The 21726-nt window shown below is 71.0% G+C and carries 18 protein-coding genes; 10 read left to right on the forward strand and 8 right to left on the reverse strand.

Going from position 1 to position 21726, the window contains the following annotated elements:
- Positions 1 to 67 precede the first annotated feature (67 nt).
- Entirely contained in the window at positions 68 to 1411 is a 1344-nt protein-coding gene (locus ACYSUO_RS36665) for an MFS transporter (RefSeq protein WP_461780530.1), read from the reverse strand.
- A gap of 135 nt (positions 1412 to 1546) precedes the next feature.
- Here ACYSUO_RS36665 and ACYSUO_RS36670 point away from each other — a divergent pair, with 135 nt between their 5' ends.
- The 4 genes from ACYSUO_RS36670 to dgoD all read left to right on the forward strand — a co-directional run bounded on the left by ACYSUO_RS36670 (position 1547) and on the right by dgoD (position 5056).
- Positions 1547 to 2452, forward strand: coding sequence for a sugar kinase (locus ACYSUO_RS36670; RefSeq protein ID WP_461780531.1), 906 nt, complete (start codon positions 1547 to 1549; stop codon positions 2450 to 2452).
- 5 nt (positions 2453 to 2457) lie between these two features.
- Complete coding sequence (locus tag ACYSUO_RS36675) at positions 2458 to 3204, forward strand: IclR family transcriptional regulator (RefSeq protein WP_461780532.1); 747 nt, start codon at positions 2458 to 2460, stop codon at positions 3202 to 3204.
- Complete coding sequence (locus ACYSUO_RS36680; protein ID WP_461780533.1) at positions 3192 to 3806, forward strand: bifunctional 4-hydroxy-2-oxoglutarate aldolase/2-dehydro-3-deoxy-phosphogluconate aldolase; 615 nt, start codon at positions 3192 to 3194, stop codon at positions 3804 to 3806. Before ACYSUO_RS36675 ends, ACYSUO_RS36680 begins: the two co-directional genes overlap by 13 nt.
- Before the next feature lie 98 nt (positions 3807 to 3904).
- Positions 3905 to 5056: a galactonate dehydratase gene (gene dgoD / locus ACYSUO_RS36685; protein WP_461780534.1), complete on the forward strand. Its 1152-nt coding sequence runs from the start codon at positions 3905 to 3907 to the stop codon at positions 5054 to 5056.
- Positions 5057 to 5142: 86 nt separating this feature from the next.
- Here the strand turns inward: dgoD and ACYSUO_RS36690 are convergent, their stop codons facing one another.
- On the reverse strand, positions 5143 to 6984 hold the full coding sequence (locus ACYSUO_RS36690) for an MFS transporter (RefSeq protein ID WP_461780535.1): 1842 nt from the start codon (positions 6982 to 6984) through the stop codon (positions 5143 to 5145).
- A 217-nt stretch (positions 6985 to 7201) separates the two neighbouring features.
- A complete protein-coding gene (locus ACYSUO_RS36695; RefSeq protein WP_461780536.1) occupies positions 7202 to 10585 on the reverse strand; it encodes a D-alanyl-D-alanine carboxypeptidase in 3384 nt (1127 codons plus the stop codon).
- Between the two features lie 213 nt (positions 10586 to 10798).
- Between ACYSUO_RS36695 and ACYSUO_RS36700 the strand changes: the two genes are divergently transcribed.
- From ACYSUO_RS36700 to ACYSUO_RS36710, 3 genes are all read left to right on the forward strand, one after another.
- Entirely contained in the window at positions 10799 to 11536 is a 738-nt protein-coding gene (locus ACYSUO_RS36700; RefSeq protein WP_266711240.1) for a GOLPH3/VPS74 family protein, read from the forward strand.
- 321 nt (positions 11537 to 11857) lie between these two features.
- Complete coding sequence (locus ACYSUO_RS36705; RefSeq protein WP_461780537.1) at positions 11858 to 12715, forward strand: helix-turn-helix domain-containing protein; 858 nt, start codon at positions 11858 to 11860, stop codon at positions 12713 to 12715.
- 268 nt (positions 12716 to 12983) lie between these two features.
- A complete protein-coding gene (locus ACYSUO_RS36710; protein WP_327662890.1) occupies positions 12984 to 13184 on the forward strand; it encodes a DUF397 domain-containing protein in 201 nt (66 codons plus the stop codon).
- 167 nt (positions 13185 to 13351) lie between these two features.
- Here ACYSUO_RS36710 and ACYSUO_RS36715 read toward each other — a convergent pair whose 3' ends face one another.
- A complete protein-coding gene (locus ACYSUO_RS36715) occupies positions 13352 to 14188 on the reverse strand; it encodes a hypothetical protein (protein WP_461780538.1) in 837 nt (278 codons plus the stop codon).
- Positions 14189 to 14271: 83 nt separating this feature from the next.
- Here ACYSUO_RS36715 and ACYSUO_RS36720 point away from each other — a divergent pair, with 83 nt between their 5' ends.
- Together ACYSUO_RS36720 and ACYSUO_RS36725 are read left to right on the forward strand one after the other, a co-directional pair.
- A complete protein-coding gene (locus tag ACYSUO_RS36720) occupies positions 14272 to 15066 on the forward strand; it encodes an SDR family oxidoreductase (protein WP_461780539.1) in 795 nt (264 codons plus the stop codon).
- A gap of 211 nt (positions 15067 to 15277) precedes the next feature.
- Positions 15278 to 16852, forward strand: coding sequence for a sodium:solute symporter family protein (locus ACYSUO_RS36725; protein ID WP_461780540.1), 1575 nt, complete (start codon positions 15278 to 15280; stop codon positions 16850 to 16852).
- A gap of 56 nt (positions 16853 to 16908) precedes the next feature.
- Here the strand turns inward: ACYSUO_RS36725 and ACYSUO_RS36730 are convergent, their stop codons facing one another.
- The 4 genes from ACYSUO_RS36730 to ACYSUO_RS36745 all read right to left on the reverse strand — a co-directional run bounded on the left by ACYSUO_RS36730 (position 16909) and on the right by ACYSUO_RS36745 (position 19634).
- Positions 16909 to 18030, reverse strand: a complete 1122-nt coding sequence (locus ACYSUO_RS36730; RefSeq protein WP_461780541.1) for an ADP-ribosylglycohydrolase family protein — start codon at positions 18028 to 18030, stop codon at positions 16909 to 16911.
- 107 nt (positions 18031 to 18137) lie between these two features.
- The gene (locus tag ACYSUO_RS36735; protein ID WP_461780542.1) at positions 18138 to 18359 is read right to left on the reverse strand and encodes a hypothetical protein; all 222 of its coding nucleotides are present in this window, start codon (positions 18357 to 18359) and stop codon (positions 18138 to 18140) included.
- Positions 18360 to 18391: 32 nt separating this feature from the next.
- A complete protein-coding gene (locus tag ACYSUO_RS36740; protein ID WP_461780543.1) occupies positions 18392 to 18739 on the reverse strand; it encodes a hypothetical protein in 348 nt (115 codons plus the stop codon).
- 91 nt (positions 18740 to 18830) lie between these two features.
- Positions 18831 to 19634: a helix-turn-helix domain-containing protein gene (locus ACYSUO_RS36745; protein ID WP_461780544.1), complete on the reverse strand. Its 804-nt coding sequence runs from the start codon at positions 19632 to 19634 to the stop codon at positions 18831 to 18833.
- 503 nt (positions 19635 to 20137) lie between these two features.
- Here ACYSUO_RS36745 and ACYSUO_RS36750 point away from each other — a divergent pair.
- Positions 20138 to 21724: an FG-GAP-like repeat-containing protein gene (locus tag ACYSUO_RS36750; RefSeq protein ID WP_461780545.1), complete on the forward strand. Its 1587-nt coding sequence runs from the start codon at positions 20138 to 20140 to the stop codon at positions 21722 to 21724.
- Positions 21725 to 21726: the final 2 nt, after the last annotated feature.

A 21726-nucleotide genomic window follows, 5' to 3' on the forward strand; every position in this document is an offset into this window, starting at 1 on the left:
CGCATCATGGCCGGATGCGGTCGCGGCGCGCACCTGGATTGCCCGTCACCACCCGGGCTTCGCGGCGTCAGCCCTCAGTGCGCACCGGCGCCGTCTCCGGCAGCCGCCACACGCACAGCGCACTCGCGAGCCCCGCCAGCGCCATGTACCCGGCCAGGTACCACGGGCGATCGCCACCCGCGTCGACCAGCAGCGTCGCCACGAAGGGCGAAGTCCCCGCGAAGATCACGCCGTTGATCTCCCGGACGAAGACGAGCCCGCTGTAGCGGACCTCCGTCGGAAGCGACTCCGCGTAGAACGTGCCGGTGACCGCGAAGATCGAGTTCAGCATCAGGGCGAAGGCGACCGTGATCGCCAGGTAGATCAGCCACGGCTCGCGCGTGTCCACCAGCCAGAAGAAGGGATACGCGAAGAGCGTGATCGCCACCGCGCCGCCGATCATCACCGGCTTGCGCCCGACCCGGTCGGACAGCGCGCCCGCCAGAGGGATCGTGAGGATCGAGACCGCCGAGGCGATAGTGATGCCGAGGACGGAGGTGCCGGAGGAGAGGCCCAGCTGGTTGGTGAGGTAGCTGGGCAGATAGCCCTGGATCGCGTACGAGGCGATGGCCGTGGCGCAGCCGGAGCCGATGAGCAGGGCGATCGCCTTCGGGCGGGCCTTGATCGCGGCCAGGACCGGGAGCTTCTCGCGCTTCCCGCTGTCCCGGGCCTCCTCGAACTGCTCGGTCTCGGGCGCCGCGTTGCGGATCAGCAGCGCGATCACGACCACGAAGGCGCTGGCCAGGAACGGGATGCGCCAGCCCCAGCTCAGGAAGTCGTCCTCGGGCAGCGTCGAGACGGCGGCCACCGCGCCGGAGGCGATGACGACGCCGATGAACTCGCCCGCGCCGGGCAGCGAACCGTAGAACCCGCGCTTGCCGGCCTCGGCCGCCTCCGTCGACATGACGTACGCGCCACCGAGCTCCGCGCCGACGCCGAAGCCCTGCATCATCCGGCAGAGCACGAGGAGGATCGGGGCCCAGATGCCGATCGAGTGGTACGTCGGCAGGAAGCCGATGGCGAGGGTGCCGACGCCCATCAGGATCACGGTGAGGATCAGCACCGGCCGGCGGCCGATGCGGTCGCCGAGGTGGGCCAGGACCAGGCCGCCGATGGGCCGCACGGCGAAGCCGAGCCCGAAGGTCGCGAACGAAGCGAGGGTCGCCGCGAACGGTGAGACGTCCGGGAAGAAGACCTTGTTGAAGACCAGCGCGGCCGACGCGCCGAAGAGGAAGAAGTCGTACCACTCGAGGATCGACCCGACGACGCTCGCGGCGGCCGTGCGGCGCTGGCGGGTGCGCGCGCTCATCACCTTCGCGTCTCTCGGAGCGGACGGCTCCTTGTGGGTGGATGTGCTCGTCGTCGGGCTCATCTCACTCTCTTTCCGGGCTCGGTGGGCCGACTGACGACCCGTTGTTGCAACATATGCACGCCTGTTGCGCGAAGGCTGCTAATGTTCTTCATGGCCCCAGCGGGATGTCAATGGGATGTCATTGGAGGACGGCGAATGTCCGGTACGGCGGTCTGTCTCGGCGAGACGATGGCGCAGGTCACCCCCGCCGACGGCGAGGGGCTCGAGCGGAGCCGGGAGCTGCGGCTCGCGGTCGCCGGGGCCGAGTCGACCGTGGCGCAGTACCTCGCGGACCTCGGGCACGAGGCCGCGTGGGTGAGCCGGGTCGGGGACGATCCGTTCGGGCGGCGGATCGTCGCGGCGGTCGCCTCGCGCGGCGTGCGCGTGGACGGGGTGCTCGCCGACCCGGCCGCCCCCACCGGCGTGTACTTCAAGGATCCGGGCCCCGACGGCACCCGCGTGCACTACTACCGGGCGGGCTCGGCCGCGTCCCGGATGACACCGGCCGACGCGGACCGCGTGGACCTGACGGGCGTACGGCTGCTGCACCTCACCGGGATCACACCGGCCCTGTCGGACGGCTGCGCCGAGCTCGTGGACACCCTCATGAAGCGGGCGGCGGGCAGCGGGACGTTGGTGTCGTTTGACGTGAACTACCGTCCTGCACTGTGGAGTTCCCGTGACGTGGCGGGGGACGCGCTGCGTGCGCTCGCCCGTCGCGCCGATGTCGTACTCGTCGGGCGCGACGAGGCCGAGACGCTGTGGGGCACCGCCACCGCCGAAGACGTACGGGAGTACCTCGCGCCGCGCGGCATCCTCGTGGTGAAGGACGGGGACGTGGGGGCCACCGAATTCAGCGGCGAGGGAAGCGAGTTCGTGGCGGCGCCCGTCGTCGATGTCGTCGAGGCGGTCGGTGCCGGGGACGCCTTCGCCGCCGGGTATCTGAGCGGGCTGCTGCGCGGATCCGCGCCGGCCGAGCGGCTCGCGCTCGGGCACCGGTTGGCCGGGCGGACGCTGCGCAGCATCGAGGATTACGTTCCCGCCACCACACAGGAGCACTGAACCTCATGTCACAGACCGTCCGCCGCGCCATCGACATCCTCGAGTTCGTCGCCCGCCGCCCGCGCACCCAGACCGAGGTCGGCGAGCACCTCGGCGTGCACCGCTCGACCGCGCTGCGCATCCTGGAGTCCCTGACCGAGGGCGGCCTCGCGCGCCGGCTCCCCGACGGCCGTTACGCGGTCGGGCACCGGCTCGCCGGGCTCGCCCACCTCGCACTGGAACAGTTCGGGCTGAAGGACGTCGCGGGCGAACACCTGCGGCTGCTCGGCGAGCGCTGCGGGCACACCGTGCACCTCGCCGCCCTGGAGGGCGAGCGGATCGTGTACGTCGACAAGGTCGACCCCGTCGACGGGGTGCGCCTCTACTCGCAGATCGGCCGCCCGGTCACCCTGCACACCGCCGGAGTCGCCAAGGCGATCCTGGCGTACGTACCGCGCGAACGGGCCGACGCGCTGCTCGCCGACTGCGACTTCGCGCCGCACACCAGCACGACGATCACCTCCCCCGACGCCTACCGCAAGGCCCTCACCGAGGCCAGGACCCGCGGCTGGGCCGTCGACGACGGCGAGTACGAGGACTTCGTGAACTGCGTCGCCGTACCCGTACGGGACAGCAGTGGCGAGGTCGTCGCCGCCGCCTCCGTGACCGCGCTCAAGGCCAGGGCCGACCTGGGCGCCCTCGAATCCGACGTACTGCCCGACCTCATGACCACCGCCGACACGATCTCCAAGGAGCTGGGATGGCGTCCGTAGCCACAACATTCGATGAGCTGTTCGCCGGGGTGCCGGTGATGGCGATCCTGCGCGGCATGCCCGCCGACAAGTCCGTCGAACTCGCCGTACGAGCATGGGACTTGGGCATCGAGTGCGTCGAGGTTCCCGTGCAGACCGAGGAGGCGGCGGGAGTGCTGGCCGCCGTGGTCGCCGCGGGCCGGGAGCGCGGGAAGCCGGTCGGCGCGGGCACGGTCACCACGACCGAGCGGCTCGGGTGGGCGGTGGACGCGGGCGCCGCGTTCACGGTGGCCCCTGGGTTGAACGCGGAGGTGGCGCGGGCCAGCGTCACGGCCGGGCTGCCGCATCTGCCCGGCGTGGCCACCGCCACGGATGTGCAGGCCGCGCGGGGGCTCGGGTGCACGTGGCTGAAGGCGTTCCCGGCGAGTGTGCTCGGGGTGGAGTGGTTCCGGGCGATGCGGGGGCCGTTCCCGGAGGTGCCGTTCGTTGCCACGGGCGGGATGGATGCGGGGAACGCGGCCGCTTATTTGGCGGGTGGGGCGAAGGTCGTCGCCGTTGGTTCGGCGCTGGAGGATCCGGAGCAACTGGCCTTGCTAGCGGAACTGTTGCGGCCACAGGGGTGAACGTCGCGGGGCTCTGCCCCGGACCCCGCGAGTCTCGTCCCAGAGCGGGGCTTAAGACAGCTCAATCGCCGCCGAAGCCTAATTAGTAAGGATGCGCCATGAAGATCACCTCGCTCACCACCTACCTTGTTGCTCCCCGCTGGCTGTTTTTGAAGGTTGAGACCGATGAAGGGGTCACCGGGTGGGGGGAGCCCGTTGTCGAGGGGCGGGCGCACACTGTTGCGGCTGCTGTCGACGAGCTGAGTGACTACCTCGTCGGGCAGGATCCGCTGCGGATCGAGGATCACTGGCAGGTCATGACGAAGGGCGGGTTCTACCGGGGCGGGCCCGTGCTGTCGTCCGCCGTGTCCGGGATCGACCAGGCCCTGTGGGACATCAAGGGCAAGTTCCACGGCGTCCCGGTGCACGATCTGCTGGGCGGCGCCGTCCGGGACCGGATGCGGATGTACTCGTGGATCGGCGGCGACGACCCGAGCGAGGCCGCCGAGCACGCGGCGCAGCGCCTCGAACAGGGCTACCGGGCCGTGAAGATGAACGTCGGCGGCCGGATGCGGCACCTCGAGACCTCGCGCGAGATCGACGCGGTCGTCGAGCGGGTCGCCTCCGTACGGGACGTGCTGGGGCCGGACGGCGGCGTCGCCGTCGACTTCCACGGGCGTACGTCCCCGGCGCTGGCCAAGCAGCTCGCCCGCGCCCTCGAACCGTTGCGCCCGATGTTCATCGAGGAGCCGCTGCTCCCCGAACTCACGTCGCAGTACGGCGAGTTCACCGCTTCCACGTCCATTCCGGTCGCCACCGGTGAGCGGCTCTACTCCCGGTGGGACTTCGACCCGGTGCTGCGTTCCGGCATCGCGCTCGCGCAGCCGGACCTGTCGCACGCGGGCGGCATCTCGGAGACCCGGCGGATCGCCGCGCAGGCCGAGGTTCACGGGGTGGGCCTGGCCCCGCACTGTCCGCTCGGGCCGATCGCGCTCGCGGCGTGCCTCCAGGTCGACTTCGCGTCGCCGAACGCGTTCATCCAGGAGACCAGCCTCGGCATCCACTACAACGTGGGCTCCGACCTCGGCGACTACCTCGTCGACCCGTCCGTCTTCGCCTTCGACTCCACGGACGGCCACATGGCGCGGCTCACCGCGCCCGGCCTCGGCATCGAGGTGGACGAGCAGGCCGTGATCAAGGCGGCTGCCTCCGGCCACCGCTGGCACAACCCGGTGTGGCGCCACGCGGACGGTTCTTTCGCGGAGTGGTGATCACTCCTCGGGGGTGAGCCCGATTAAGCCCCGCCGGCGATTGAGGCGCGGGGTCCGGGGCAGAGCCCCGAGGCGTCAACCGCGGGTCACCGCAACTCCTCCGGGCACGGCGTCCCCCGAGGCAACTGGTACGGCGCCGCGAGGCGATACGTGCCGGGCTTCGGGGCCAACAGCTCCGTCCACGCGTCCCCCGCCTCGTCCTCCTCCGTCTCCACCAGGCACCCGTGCACATTCGCGTACCGCTTCGCGACGGAGTCGTCCGCCTCCCGTGCCCGCTTCGACGCCTCCGTCTCCTTCGGCGCCCCCAGGCTCTTGCCCTCGGCGTCGACGACCGACAGCCACGGCGAGTACGGGACGCGGATCAGCACACGCCCCGGCCGGGTCACCTCGATGGTCAGCTCGCCCTGCTCCGCCGCGTCGACGACCGCGTGCGGCTCGGCGAGCGGCGTCGGGTCGGTGACGGCGAACAGCTGCCAGTTGGCGTCGCCCCACACCTGCTTGAGGTACGGGAGCCCGCGCCGCACCAGCTCCCGCTCGCGCTCGGCGCCCTTGCCGTCCGGCGGGTCCTTGGGCAGCACCACGTAGTGCACGGCCCAACGCCGCAGCCACTCGCGGTAGTTCGCCGAGTTGAGGGTGTCGTCGTAGAAGAGCGGGTTGCGCTCCATGTCGGCCTGCCGGTTCCAGCCGCGCGCCAGGTTCACGTACGGGGCGAGCGCGGAGGCCTCGCGGTGCGAGCGGGCGGGCACCACCTCGACGCGGCCGTGCTCGGCCCTGACCTCCTGCAACTCGTTGACGAGCGGCGCCAGTTCGCGGGCCCAGGAGGCGGCCGGGGTCGTGCGCACGACGTCGTCGACCGACTTGAAGCCGATCCACGCGTTGAAGGCGACGAACGTGACCACGAGGACGTACCACTTGCGCGAGCGCTTCCGCGTGAACGGCAGCGCGGCGAGCAGCGCGACGCCCGCGAACAGCATCGGGAGCCGGGTGATGTTGGAGCCGATCTGCGAGCTGATCAGCCACACCAGGAGGACGGACAGGGTGTAGACGGCGGCCGTGATCCGGACCGTCACCCACTCCTTGGGCACGAGGACGTACGCGAGGACGCCGTACACCATCGGCAGCAGCGCCGACCAGAACGACATCGGCTGCGTACCGGAGAACGGGAACAGCCACGCCGAGAGCACGACGACGGCCGTCGGCGCGAGCCCGAGCGCGTACGCTCCGGGCCGCCGCTTCTGGAGGAACAGCGCCACGGCGACGAGTCCGACGAAGAGCCCCGCCACCGGTGAACAGGCGGTCGCGATGCCCGCGAGCGGCGCCGCCACGGCCGCCTTCGCCCAGCGCTTGTAGCGCCAGCGGTAGGGCCAGCAGAACACCGCGGCCGTCGCCGCGAGCCCGAACATCATGCCGAGGCCGAACGTGACCCGTCCCGACGCGGCGTTGCACAGGAGCGCGAAGACGCCGGCGAGCGCGGGCCACAGGGGCTTCGCCACCACCCGCGTACGGATCAGGATCATGGTCAGCAGCGCCGCGGAGAGCGTGCCCGCGCCCATCATCGTCGTGCGCACGCCGAACACGGACATCAGATACGGCGAGACCACGCTGTACGACACCGGGTGCATGCCGCCGTACCAGGCGAGGTTGTACGCGGAGTCGGGGTGCCGGCCGACGAACTCGGCCCAGGCGTCCTGCGCCGCGAGGTCCCCTCCGCTGTTCGCGAACGTGAAGAACCAGATGAGGTGGAGGAGTGCGGCGACCGCTGTGGCGAGGGTGACGGGGTGCCGGACGAAGCGCTTCAGGCGTGCGCCGACGTTCGTCCCGTCGGCGGTCGTAGGTCCCGTGGTCTGCTCGGGGACTCGTATCCGGGGGCGGTCCTCGCCCGTCCCGGGCTTCGCGTCGTCGGCGCGCGTCGGCCTCGCTGTGGCCACTCCCTACACTCCCGTTTACCCGTGTGCCGTTGTGAATGAACGGGTGGGCGTCCCCCGCCTGCCCGGTCTCGCGACGCTAGCACGGCGGGCGCGGACGGGCGCCGTGGGAGACCGACGGGCATCGGTCTCCCACGAGCGGGCCACGAGCGGACCGGGGACGGCCCTGGGGCGGTCCTGAGGCGGCCCTGGGGCGGTCCTTGGACGGCCCCCGGGGCGGTCAGCCGACGCGGGTCAGCTTCGCGCCGAATCCGGGCTCGGTGAGGCCCTTCTGGAGGGCCACCGGCACCTCCACGGCGCCGCCCTCACCGTCGCCGACCTCGAGCACGCCGACCGTCTCGCCCGCCTTGCCGGTGTGCGGCACGGACTTGCCGTCCTGGTCGGCGAGTTGCAGGTGCACGGTCTTGCCGGCCCAGCCGACGGCCTTGACGTCCTTCGTGACCGTGACCGGGGTGTGCCCGCCGAGCTGGTCGTCGACGTAGCCGACGACGTCGCCCTTCTTCAGGACCGTCGACGAGGTGACGGCGTCCTGGGCGGCGAGCATCGCGGTCTTGCTGACCGCGTTGACCGTGTCGATGATCGGCGCCTTGTGCTGGCCGAGGATCGCTCCGACGACCGTGACGGTCGAGCCGCCGGCGTCCTTGGTGGCGGCGAAGAGCAGGTTGCCGCCGGCCTTGGTGGTGGTGCCGGTCTTGATGCCGATGGCGCCGTCGTAGGGCACCAGGCGGTTGTAGTTGGTCCACTTCTTGCCGGACGGGTCCGTCCAGGTGGGCAACTTGGTGATGTCGGTCAACGCCGGAATCTGCACCAGCTCGTTCCCCAACTTCACCTGGTCCTCGGCGGTGGAGACGGTGCTCTCCTTGAGGCCGGAGGGGTCGGTGTAGGTGGTGTTCTTCATCCCCAGCTTCTTGGCGGTGGCGTTCATCTTCTTGACGAACGCCTCCTCGGAGCCGGCGTCCCAACGGGCCAGCAGACGCGCGATGTTGTTCGCGGACGGGATCATGACCGCCGCGAGCGCGTCCTTCTGGGAGATCTTGTCGCCCTCCTTGACGGTGTTGAGCGTCGACTCGTTCTGCCCGTCGGCGTCGTAGCCGCCCTCCTTCTCGGCGGTGGCGTCGACGGTGATCGAGGGGCCGTTGGCGCCCGCCTTCAGCGGGTGGTCCTTGAGCACGATGTACGCGGTCATGGACTTGGCGACGGAGCCGATCGGCACGGGGGTCTGCTTGCCGAAGTTGTCCATCGTGCCGATGCCCTGGACGTCCATCCACCCCTGGCCCTCGCCCGGCCACGGCAGCGACGCCTTGTCGCCGTCGAAGCTGTACGTGGCGTCGCTGGTGAGCGTGAGGGACGGCGTCGGCAGCGGACGAACGGCCTGGATGACCCCGAACACGATGACCAGCAGGATGACGAGCGGCGTCCACACCTTGACCCGTCGCACCGCGGTACGGACCCGGGTCTCCGGGGGCGGCGGGGTGTTGGTCAGCTCGGCGAGCAGGTCGAGCGGCGGCTTCGGCGGCAACGGCTGCTGGGTCGTCCGCTCGGCGGGTTCGACGGTGGGCTGCTCGGCCTCGGGCGGCAACTCCTTGCCCTCATCAAGCCCCTTGAGCGGCACGAACTTACTGCTCTTCGCAGTCCCGGCCGCCTTGAGCGTGGCGGTCGGCTGATCCACGGGCTGCGGCACGGCCTTGAACACGGCGGTGGGCTGGTCGACGGGCCGGTCAACCTTGGCGCCCGCGGCGCCGTCGGCCTTGGCGCCCGGCTTCCCTTCGACCTTGCCGTCGGACTTGGCGTCCGGCTTCGCGTCGGACTTGGCGTCGGACTTCGCGTCCGCGGTGCTGCCGGCCTTGGCGTCCGGCTTCCCGTCGACCTTGCCGTCGGACTTCGCGTCCGCGGTGCTGGCGGCCTCGGCGACCGGCTTCCCGCCGGCCTTGGCGGCCGCCTTGCTGTCGGCCTTGTCGGCCGGCTGGGCGTCGACCTCGGCGTCCGGAAGGGCGCCGGATGCAGCGGCTGCGTTGCTGCCGGCCTCGTCGGCAGGCTGGACGTCGGCCTTGGCACCGGCCTCGGCGGCAGGCTTCCCGCCGCCCTTGGCGCCGGACTTGGCGTCCGGCTGCGCGTCGTCCTGGGAGCCGGACTTGGCATCCGCCTCGCCGTCGCCGTGGGCATCGCCCTTGGCGGTCGGCTGGGCGTCGGCCTTTGTGGCCGACTTCCCGTCGACGCGGGGGTCGCCCTTGCTGGCCGACACGGGGCCGGACTTGCTGCCACCCTTGGCGGCCGGCTTGGCGTCCTCCGGGGCATCGGCCTTGGTGGCCGCGACCGGCTGCGCGTCGTCCTGAGCGCCGGACTTGGTGCCCGCCTTGCTGTCACCCTTGGCGGCCGACTTCCCGTCACCGCGAGGGTCGGACTTGGCGGCCGGCATGGGGCCGGACTTGCTGTCGCCCTCAGCGGCCGGCTTCGCGTCCGCCTTGGCGCCGTCCCGGCCGTCGCCCCGCGGGTCCGCCTGGGCGACCGGCTTGGCGCCGTCCCGGGCGGCGGACTCGGCATCCGCTTGAGCGTCCGTCTTGCCGCCGCCCGCATCCGCCTTGGCGTCCGACTCGCTGTCGCCCTCAGCGGCCGGCGTGGCGCCAGCCTTGGCGGCCGCCTTGCCGTCGCCGTGGGCATCGCCCTTAGCGGTCGACTGCGCGTCCGCCTGGGCATCGGCCTTGGCGTCCGTCGTGCCGCCGCCCTTAGTGGTCGACTTGGCGCCGTCCCCGGCGGCGGACTTGCCGACACCCTTGGCGCCGGGCTCGCTGCCGCCCTTGGCGGCCGAGGTGGCCGCCGTCTTACCGTCGCCGTCAGCAACCGACTTGGCGTCGCCCTGGGGAGCCGCTTGGGCGTCGCCCCGGGGGTCCGCCTGAGCGTCAGCCTTTGCACTCGCCTGGGCGGCGCCCTCAGTAGTCGACTTGGCGCCATCCCGGGCGGCGGGCTCACTGCCGCCCTCGGCGGCCGAGGCGGCCGCCGCCTTGCCGTCGCCCGTAGCGGCCGGCTTGGCGCCGTCCCGGCCTTCGCCCCGAGGGTCCGCCTGGGCAGCGCCCTCAGCGACCGACTTGGCACCATCCCCGACGGCGGACTTGCCGTCGCCCTTGGCGTCCGGCTCACCGCTGCCCGCGGCGGCCGAGGTGGCGTCCACCGTGGCCGTCGGCTTGCCGGTGGCCTTGGTCGCGCCCTTGCCGGTCGGCTTGTTGTCGCTCGTGGCGTCCGCCTTGTCGTCGTTCTCGGGGGCCGACTTCGCGTCGGAGGCCTTCGGGGCGGCGTCCGCACCGGAGTTGGCGCCACCAGTGGCCGGATCCGCCTCCCCGTCACCACCGCCCGGATTTGCAAGTGCAGACGACTCGGCGGAGCCCTCGTCGCCTGCCACCCAGGCCGCCACGGCCGCCCGCAGGCGGTCGTCGCCGGCGTCCGGATCGGGGGCCGAGGCGCCCGTATCCGGGTCCTCGCCCGCCGCGTCCCGGACCGAGAACACCGCCGTCTCCTGGTCCACGCCCCGCGACACCGCGAGACGCGGGTCCTCCGGAGCCGGGCCTCCCGACGCCTTGTGCTCTCCCGACTTGTCGGGGGTCCCCGCCACCGATGCCTCCTCGACCGAATGAACCACTCAACCACTTGTCGCCGGACAGACCAGCCCTGTCCGAACCATGTACCAGTGTCCTGTGTGGGGGCTTAACCCACGTGGTAGACGAGAACGACATACCTATAGGTTCCCGCCCAAACCCCCCACGCACTCTCGACAGACCAATGTGAGAGGGGTCACCCTGTCATTCATCCACGCGGGGAGGCATGGATGGGCAGGAGCCGCAGAACACTTCCGGAGGAGCTTCTGCTGCTCGCTCTGGACCCGGCCACGGGTACCACAGCGCAGCCGCAGTCGCTCGACCTAGGTCTGGCCGGAGCACAGCTAGTAGAGCTGGCGCTGGCCGGACGGATAGCCCCAGACGGGGATCGTATCGCCGTGGTGGCACCACGGCCGACCGGAGATCCGACTCTGGACTGCGCGTTGGAGTTGCTGCGAAGGCGTGGCGCTCCCGTACGGGCCGTCCACTGGATAGGCGGGCCACGCCTTGGCCTGCGACAGACCTACCTCTCGCACCTGGAGCGGTGCGGCATGGTGCATGCCGTGGCCGGACAGATGTGCGGGGTGCTGCCGACGACTCGCTACCAGGCGACGGAGTCGGCGGTCAGCCGGGAGATCAGGGCCCGGCTGGACAGCGCGATCCGCACCGGGGTCCCACCGGACCCACGGACCGCGGCGCTCGCCGCCCTGGCCCATGCGGTCGGACTCGGCAAGCACCTGTATCCGGGCAACGAGGGCAGGTCCTCACGCTCCCGGCTGCGGGACCTGATCAGGCACGACCCGATGGGCGGCCTCGTGGCGCACGCCGTGATGGACGTCCAGAACGGTGTGGCGGTACAGCCACGCCGCTCTCCGGCCCCCTCGGCCGGTCGGGGCGCACCGGAGCCCGCTCGCGGCGTTCCGATGCAGCCACGCCGCGGTTCCATGGCTCGGGCCGTGGCCCACTAGGCGAACCGCAGCATCAGCACCACCCGTAGCACCACACAGCACCACCCGTAGCACCACAGCGCCGCACCGTAGTCCCCAAGAACCGGTCCGGGAGCCGCTGTACCGCGCGGGGTGATGCGCCGGGCGTGAGGACGACGCCCCGGCACGTCACCCCGCGCGGTCGCGTTTGTGCTGCGTAGGAGGCACGTGCAACCCGCATGTGCGTTCCGCGCACATCCGCCGTTTCCCAGCGCAGGGCCGCCCCGGGGTGGCAATGTGCTGACCAGTAGACACGCAACGTATGCAGAACAAAGAAATGCACGTAGCCGGAGGTGCACGTCCGTGGCGTCCAACGTCAATCCCACCGTCAGGCGACGCCGGTTGGGCCAGGAGCTGCGCCGGCTCCGCGAACTCAAGGGCATGACCGCCGAAGAGGTCGCCGAGCGCCTGCTGGTGTCGCAGTCGAAGATCAGCCGCCTGGAGAACGGGCGGCGCAGCATCAGCCAGCGCGACGTACGCGACCTGTGCGGGGTGTACGAGGTCGAGGACCACCGGGTCATCGACTCGCTGATGCAAATGGCCAAGGATTCGCGCCAGCAAGGCTGGTGGCACTCCTTCGGCGACATTCCGTACAGCGTCTACATCGGCCTGGAGACCGACGCCGCTTCCTTGCGCGTGTACGAGTCCCAGTGCATCCCCGGGCTGCTTCAGACCCGCGGCTACGCGGAGGCGCTGATCCAGGGCGCGATGCCCGAGGCCTCGCTCACGGACGTCGAGAAGCGCGTCCAGGTCCGCATCCGCCGCCAGGAGCGGATCGAGGACGAGGCCAACTCGCTGCGCCTGTGGGTGGTCCTGGACGAGGCGGCGCTGCGCCGCACCGTCGGCGGGTCCGCGGTGATGCGCGAGCAGCTGGAGCACCTCGCGGAGGTGTCCGGGCTCCCCCATGTCACCGTGCAGGTGCTGCCGTTCGAGATGGGCGCGCATCCGGGGATCACGGGGCAGTACGCGATCCTGGAGTTCCCCGACGCGGCGGACTCCAGCGTCGTCTACATCGAGGGCGTCACCAGCGACCTCTACCTGGAGAAGACGCAGGACGTGCAGAAGTACAGCGTCATGTACGAGCATCTGCGCGCCCAGGCGCTGAATGTGGAACAGTCCCGGCAGTTCATCCTGGAAGCCGCGAAGCGCCACACTCGCTGAAGCAGAAAAAGGCCAACTCGCGTAACGGACCGCAGAGTTCAGGCCTCCGATCCAGGCCCCGCCCGTGGGAAAGCCCCGCACGGTACACCTTTCCCACGGGCTCATGGAAGACCCACCTGGAATATGCCATCCGGTCGAGTGAATGGCCCCACCGCCGCCCCCGGTCGGCGAGTAGCGTCGATCACGCCAACAACCGACATGGTGTTGGCGCAAAGCCGCAGCAGGTCCGCGGCTCAGCAAGGGATCAATGGCCAGACCGGAGCAGATCATGGCAATCACCAAGGGCGCACAGCCCACCTGGATCAAGTCCTCGTACTCCGCCGGGAACGGCGCGTGCGTGGAGATCAAGTCTCCCGCCGCCCACGCGGTGGACGTCCGCGACTCCAAGGACCCGCAGGGCCCGAACCTGGCGTTCGCGCCGGCTTCATGGAGCGCCTTCGTCACGGAGATGAGCCGGGTCGACAGCTGACCCCCCAGCCAACTCCGTGAGACAACCGAACACGCAAGACAGCACTACGCAATACAGCTACATGCACCACAGCACCACGCACCATCGCACCACTGACAGAGCCCTCTCGACTGGTCCGCCGTCCTGGCCGAGGGGGCTCGGCGCTGTCCGGAGCAGGAAAGACCGGGTCAGCGCAGCTGATCCACGTACGTATTGGTGCCCGGCACCGTCGGGATGAACGGGGCCACCAGTTCCACCCGGCCGAGGCCCGACGCCGCCACCGCCTCGCCGAGACCCGTGAAGTGGTCCTGCCAGCACTCGCGCGGGTCGGCCTGGAGGAACCAGAGCAGGGTGAGCCGGGTGTCGACGCCCTCGACCTGCTTCACGTACGTCATCTTGTCCCCCGGCAGCGGTGTCGGGCGGAAGACCGTGACCATCGCGGCGGGCGATCCGGCCACCCGCTCCGGCAGATGCTCGGTGCGCAGCCAGTCCAGCAACTCCGCGCGCTGATCGGGACCTTCGGCGTCGATCACCTCGACGACGAGCCCCTGGTACGGGTGGTCGAGCGCGTGGAAATCGCGCGGACCCGCGCCCCCGTCCCGGTACACCGTCGCCTCGTGGTCCTGGAACGCAGTGAAGACGTGCGTGCGGTCCTGGTGGACGCGGTCGTCCCGGTTGAGCCGCTTGTTGATGCCGACGGTCCACTTCATGTGGTCGGCGTAGCGGCCCTCGGTGATCCAGTACGTGGAGATGTAGCAGCCCGCCGTGACCGGCTCGGCGACGGCCGACTTCTCGGGGTAGCGCAGGAGTTGGAGGTCGCGGGTGGCGACCCAGCGGCGCCCGGAGTACATCCACGGCATGGCCATGGCGCCGGCGTAGTAGTGGTCGTCCTCGTACCAGCGGTTGTACGCGTGTTCATGGCCCGGGTGCGGTTCGACCATGGTGATCAGGGCGTGCCCGGGATGCACCCCGTACGGCCCGACGGCCGCCAGTTCCGCGTACGTCTCGCTGCGTGTGTCCTCCATGCCGCTCACACCTTCCATCTCCCGTTCGACGCCCATACTCTGACGCCCCGTCAGAAAGAAAGCCAGAGCCGGGAGGCGAACCGATGGTGAATGCGGAACTGCTTGCGGGGAAGACCGTGATCGTCTCCGGCGTGGGCGCGGGGCTCGGCCGCCAGGTGGTGGAGGCCGTGCTGCGCAACGGCGGGAACGCGGTGCTCGGGGCGCGCACCGAGGCCCATCTCGCTGCATGCGCAAAGGAGTTGGACCCGGAGGGCAAACGGACCGCGTACCGCTCGACCGACATCGCCGACGAGGCGCAGTGCGAGGCGCTCGCGGATCTGGCGCGCGAGCGGTTCGGTGGCGTGGACGCGGTCGTCCATGTCGCCGCCTGGGACAGCTACTTCGGCGGCCTGGAGGATGCCGACTTCGAGACCTGGAGCAAGGTCATCGATGTGAATCTGCTCGGCGCGCTGCGGATGACCCGCGCCTGCCTGCCCGCCCTCAAGGAGCGCGGCGGCTCGGTCGTCTTCATCGGGACGCAGTCGGCGATCGCGGCGCCCTCGCAGGTCCGGCAGGCGGCGTACGCGGCGTCGAAGGGCGCCCTGACGAGTGCCATGTACTCGCTGGCGCGGGAGGTCGGGCCGCACCGGGTCCGGGTGAACACCGTGCTGCCCGGCTGGATGTGGGGCCCGCCCGTGCAGGCCTACGTACAGATCACCGCGCAGACCGAGGGCGTGCCCGAGGAGGAGGTGCTCGGGCGGCTCACCGAGCGGATGGCGCTGCCGGACCTCGCGACGGACGGGGACGTGGCGGACGCGGCGGTGTTCCTCGCCTCCGACCGGGCGCGCGCGATCACCGGCCAGCAGCTCCTGGTGAACGCCGGAGAACTCATGCGGTAACCGACCCGCTCGGGGGATCTGCCGATACCGCAGGTCAACCGGCGTGAATGCCTCCCTCCCCGAGTTTCGCTTCGTTCTGAATTCTGTCCGGGGTTCATATCCATGACTGCAGAACCCTTGACCGGCCCCATGCGCGGAGGTTCAATCCCCCACGTCCCCAACACCCTTACCGGGGGCAACCGTTGTGCAGCGGAACCCCTGGAGGGGGCACATGAACAGTCTCGACTGGGTCGTGCTCATCGCCTACTTCGGCGTGATGGTCGCGATCGGCGTCTGGTCCCACAAGCGCGTCGACAACGTTTCCGACTTCTTCACCGCGGGCGGCAAGATGCCGTGGTGGCTCTCCGGCATCTCGCACCACATGTCCGGCTACAGCGCGGTGATGTTCACCGGGTACGCCGGTATCGCGTACACCTACGGCGTGACGTCCTTCGTCACCTGGTCCTTCCCGATCGCGCTCGGCATCGCCATCGGCGCCCGACTGTTCGCGCCGCGCATCAACCGGCTGCGCTCCAAGCTCCATGTGGCCTCCCCGCTGGAGTACTTGAAGAACCGCTACAACCTGCGCACCCAGCAGGCGCTCGCCTGGTCCGGGATGCTGCTGAAGATCGTCGACGTGGCCGCGAAGTGGGCGGCCATCGCCACCCTGCTGTCCGTGTTCACGGGCATATCCCTGAACCAGGGCATCCTGATCACCGGTGTCGTCACCGCGGTCTACTGCACCATCGGCGGCCTGTGGGCCGACGCGCTCACCGAACTCGGCCAGTTCATCATCCAGTTGCTGGCCGGTGTCGCGATGCTGGTCGCGGTCCTGATGGAGCTGGCGGACAAGAACATCGGCTTCCTCGAAGCGTGGAGCCGGCCCGAACTGGACGGCCACGACAAGCCGCTGGTCGGCCCGTACGGCACGGTCTTCCTGCTCGCCTTCCTCTTCATCAAGCTCTTCGAGTACAACGGCGGCATGCTCAACCAGGCCCAGCGCTACATGGCCACGAGCAGCGGCCACGAGGCCAAGCGGTCCGCCTACCTCTCCGCGGCGCTCTGGCTGATCTGGCCGCTCGTCCTCTTCTTCCCGATGTGGATGTCGCCGCTCCTGGTGGACGCGCAGAAGCCGGACGGCTCGGACAGTTACGGCCTGATGACCGAACAGCTGCTGCCGCACGGGCTGTTGGGCCTCGTCATCGTCGGCTTCTTCTCGCACACGATGGCCATGTGCTCCTCCGACGCCAACGCGATCGCGGCCGTCTTCACGCGGGACGTGGCGCCCGTGCTGTCCTCGAAGGCACGGCAGTGGAGCCCGCGCGCGGGTCTGTTGGCGGCCCGTCTGACGACGGTGATCTTCCTGGCCCTGTCCATGGCGGTCGCCACGCAGGTCAACTCGCCGACGTTCAAGGACATCATCACCGTCGTCATCAAGTGGGTGGCCGGACTGATGGGCCCGATCGCGATCCCGATGATGCTGGGGCTGCTGCGCCAGTTCCGCAGGTCCGGGCCGACGGCCGCGCTCACCAGCTGGGGCATGGGCCTGTTCGCCTTCTGGCTGGTGAACTACCCGATCCACTGGAGCGTCGAGGGCGGGGTACCGCTCGAGTACCAGGTGTCGATCCCGCTCGCCGTCTCCCTCGTGCTCTACATCGTCATCGGCTACATCAAGCCCGAGGACACCCCGGAACGCGACGCGATCATCGCGACCATCAACTCCGACGACGACGGGGCGGCGGCAGCCGCGGTGCCGGTACCGGCGGGCGCGGGCGACGACGTACTCGGTTCGAGGGTGAAGGACTGACCGAAGGACTAACCGAAGGACTAACCAGCGCTGGGCCGCACCTCCCGCGGTGCGGTCTAAGCCCGCGGATACCGCGCCAACCACCCCGCCGAAGCCGACGCAGGCCCGTGCAGCGCAGCGCCCTGCGTCATCTCCATCGCGAAGTCGTCCGCGAGCTCCAGGATCGTGGGCCGACCCTCAATCTCCGCCACCCACGCGGGCGGCAACGCCGTCTCCCCGTGCAGCGCCCCGAGCAGCCCCCCGCACAACGCGCCGACCTGGGCGGAAGGCCCGTCGTGGTGCACGGCGAGGCCGAGCCCGTGCCGGATGTCGTCGCTGACGAGCGCGCAGTACACGGCGGCCGCGAGCACCCCGGTCGCGTCCCCTTCGCCCACCAGCTCCCCGACCCGCGCCGCGGTCGGCATCCCCTGGCGTACGGCGCCGAGCGCGTGCTTGAGCGCGTCCGCGACGGGCGGGTGCCCGGGGCGCGCAGCGAGCAGGGCGAGCGCGCGCTGCACGGCGGCGTCGAGGGAGTCGCCGCGCGCGAGGGCGTGCACGAGGACCGCGTACGCGCCCGCCGACAGGTAGGCCTCCGCGGCGCCGTGCGTGTGCACGGCGCACTCGACGGAGAGCTGGAACACGAGCTGCGGCTCCCAGCCGACGAGGAGCCCGAACGGCGCGGAGCGGGTCGCCGCCTCGGCGCCGTCCGCGTCCAGGTTCTTGGGTCGGTCGAGCGTCCCCATGACGTCGTTGCCGAGCCCCAGCAGGCACGCCTGCGCCGCGCCGCGCCGCGAGTACAGCCACTCCTCGCGGGCCAGCCAGCCGTCCTCCTTGCGGCGCAGGTCAGGACCCCAGTCGCGCTGGGTGGCCAGCCACCGCAGATAGGCGCGGTGCACATCGGTCGGCGGGTGCCAGGCGCCGGTGTCGCGGCGGACCTGGGCGCGGATGAGCCCGTCGACGGTGAACAGGGTCAGCTGGGTGGCGGCCGTGATGGCGCCGGTCCGCCCGTACACGGGCACCAGCTGCTTGAGCCCTTCGTCCCCGTGCTCGGCGTGGATCCCGTCGAGGGTGAGGCCGTCGAGCGGGGCGCCGAGGGTGTCACCGAGTGCGCCGCCGAGCAGGGTCCCGCGCACTCTGCTGCGGAAGTCCTGCTGTTCTGCGCGGCCCCAGACGGCCGCCGCGTTGGGCGCTGCGCCCATGGGGGACTCCTCCTGTCACGACCCTCGACCCTTCGGCTTGCAGCACTGTAATCGACCGACGTCGACCAGGAATGTTCACGAAGTGATGGGATCGTGGACGCCTGCGCTCACGTGGAGTGCGGGCTGTTGCTCGTGGGATCCGCCTCGCCCAGATCGATGGTCTGCTCATCGGCGATGAAGGGCTCGTCCCAGACACGGCAGGCCATCGCGATGCGATGGATTCCCTCTCTGATCAGCTCGTCCTCGGACACCCCCAGGCGTCCGGACGCTTCTTTGATCAGCGCGACGTCCGCCTCGTCCACGTGGACACGTACAAGTCTCAGCGCCATGGCAGCTCAGCCGTACCAGGTCACATTGCAGATCACGACCCGGCCTCTGCCTCAGCCGTCTCCCGGATCGCCCGGATCTCGGCCATGGAGGCGCGCAGGTCTCCCTCTCCCGCGTCGACCAGCACCTCCAGCTCCCGCAGCCGGGCTGCCCGCGCGGGGTGTCGCTCGATCGCCACGAACACGGCCCAGGAGTGAACGAACGCTCGCAGAGGTGCCAGGCTCTGGGTCTGCTGCGCATTCGTCGTCGCCTCGAAGAGGTGTTGCGTGAGCGCCGGCACCCGGCTCGGCGCGATCCTCGCGACGGCTGCCCGCAGAGCGTCCGGCGTGAGCTCGGGCATGGGGATCAGCGGTCCGTACGGGCCGTCAGCCTGGACACTCACGATGACCTCCGGTGCGGATGGTGCGGTCCTCGTACGGTACCGGCGGGCACACGCCGTGGCAGGGCTTGTCACTTGTTGTGCCGCCCTTCCCCTACGCGACCGCGGCAGCGACCGTCGCCGCGCACCCCCGGCACATCCCCGGCGTCTCCGCCCTGAACGCCCGGTCGCAGCCGTCGCAGTTCTGGAGTGGGAGGCGGCGTGGGGCGGGCGGCCCCGGGAGGGGGTCGGCCGGGGGCTTCGGTGGGAGTTCGGGTGGCAGGAACGCCGTCAGTCGGTGGGCCATGAGGGCCGCGGGGAACCGGATCGGGGCGGTGGGCAGGCCCGCCGTCAGAGTCCGTTTTACGTCGCCGGGCGTCATGCCCCGCGCCAGCCAGGCCGCTGCCGCCGGGGCGAGTCGGTGTACGTCGCGTTCGGAGAGGAACAAGCGTGGGTCGTAGGTGCGCAGGCCGATGAGGAGGTCGACGGCGGCGGTGCGGGCCGGGCCCGGGTCGGGGTCCTGGGGGTCGGGCTGCGGCGCCCGGAGCGGTCGGCGCTGCGGGCGCGGGGCGCGGGGCTTCGCCTCGATGCGGGGCACCTCCGGCGGCACGTCCACGGCAGCCGGCTCCGGCGGCACCTGACCGCGCAGGTGCGGCGGCTTGTCGTACGAGACCGTGCGCGTGACGATCCGCCCGGACGGCAGCCGTTCCTTGGTCCGCTCCAGGTAGCCGTGCGCCTCCAGCTCCCGCAGCGCGGCGGCGACCCTGACCTCCCCTTCGGGGAACTTCGCGGCGAGGTCCTTGATGCCGACCTTCGACCCCTCGGGCAGCGACTGGATGTGCGTGGCCAGGCCGATCGCGGTGAGCGAGAGGTTCTCGTGCTGCGCCAGGTGATGCCCGACGACGGTGAATTCGGACATGTGACGCTCCCGGGAGCGGTGAAGACCGCGTGACGGCGTGGCCGAACGGCCTGAATGGGCGCGCTTGGGCGCGCTAATCTGTTGCCCAGACATCGGGAAGGTCTCGCTTCCTTGGTGGTTAGGCCCTCGTCCGGGATGCCAGTCCCGGCGGGGGCCGCTTTGCATATGCGGCAGAGAGTGCACCACGAACTCGCTTGTTCGCCAGTCGAGTTGGCGATCGTCACTCTCGCGGGTGACGCCCCTCCGGTGGCTTACGTCCGGAGGTGAGGTGGGGGGGTTGGTTTTTTCCCAACCCTTTCTTTGGGGGTTGGCGTACCGGATCACCGGATCACGCCAACTCGGGTTCCGGAGAGTCGAGTCCGTCCCCTGCCACCTTGTGCGGCACCCCGCCTCCCCTCCCCCTCCGCGACGCGGGCCCGCGGGTTCCGGTCCCCCGGGCAACCATCCGGCAGCCCCGCTCGTCGTACCCGACGATCCGCCCATCGGGCCGAGGAGGCCGTGCCGTGCTTCTGCCGTTTCTGCGTGCCCGGCGGCCCCGCCGTCGCATCGTCGCCTGGCTGGCCGGGCTGGTCGCCCTGGCGCTGGTCGCCGCGGCGCTGGTCGGGGTCGGGCTCTGGGTCACGTACGACGCACGGACCGGCGGCGGCAAGCCGCATCCCAAGGGGTCCGGCGGGACCGGCGGCTCCGTGGGCGAGGCCATGACGGACTTCGACGGCAACGGTCACGCGGACCTCGTCATGCCCGCCCCCTCGGCCGACGTCGCGGGCAAGCACGGCGCGGGGGCGATCGGCATCCAGTACGGCTCCCCGGCAGGACCCGGCATCGGCCGGCAGGAAGTACTCAGCCGCGCGATGCGGACTCCGATCGGTCAACTGGCCGCCGGAGTCGAGCACTTCGGCCGGGAATCCGCCGCCGCGGACCTCGACGGCGACGGCTACACCGACCTGCTGACCCGCGACGAGGCCCACGACCTCGTCCTGTGGGGCTCGGACTCGGGCCTGTTCACCGGGTCCCGGACGGACTTCGCGCACGCCGGGGTCGGGGACTTCGACGGGGACGGGCAGGCCGACGTGCTGGTGCGGGACAAGGGGCTGAGTGTGTTGTTCGGCCCGTTCGGGCGGGGCGGGAGCCCAGAGCGGCGCGCCGTCTACAGCAAGGACCGCCGCGCCGCCCTGGACGCCGGCATCTACGTCCACCTCGTCGTCGGGGACCTGACGGCGGACGGCCGCTCCGACGTCCTCGTCACGCACAGCCCGGAGCCCGGCGACTGGCGGTGGCGCCCGATGCGCGGGTTCATGACCGGCCGCGACGGCCGGGCCGAGACCGCGTACGAGTACCGGCACCTCCAGGGCGGCACCGACGGCGTCATCGCGGACTTCGACGGCGACGGGCACAACGACTTCGCCAGCCACCTCGTACGCGAGAACGACAGCACGGGCCTGCGCGACGACTACGACGCGGGCCGCATCGAGATCGCGTACGGCAGCAAAACCGGCAACTTCCTGCGCACCCAGGTCGTCCGCCACAAGGAACTCGGCATCGTCGGCCTCACCGGCGACGACGGCAGGCGCGGCACGGGCCCCCGCGACCAGGGCGACCGCCTCGGCGGCGCGCTCGCGGCAGGCGACGTCAACGGGGACGGCCGCGCCGACCTCGTGGCCTCCGCGCCCGGCACGGACGCGGGCGCCGCGCTCGACACCGGCGCCGTCTATCTGCTGATGGGCAGCGCGAAGGGGCTGCTCGAAGGCGGTACCACCGACGCCAGGGGCACCGGCGCACGCCCCCGCGCACTCGCCTACCGGCAGGGCCTCGACGGCGTCCCCGGGGTCGCCGAGTCGTACGACGGGTTCGGTTCGGCGCTGTGGCTCGGCGACATGGACGGCGACCACCGGGCGGACCTTGCGGTCGGCGCGTCCGGCGAGGACGGGCGATACCGCGACGCGGGAGCCGTGTGGCTGCTGCCGGGTACGCAGCTCGCCCTGGAGTACAGCGCGCCGGTGACGTCGTTCGGCCCGGCCACGCTGGGCATCCCCGAGCCCAGCCTGGCCGGAACCGAATTCGGCGCCGAGTTCGGCGCCGGGGCGCCGTAAGA

Source organism: Streptomyces sp. UC4497 (assembly GCF_054871485.1).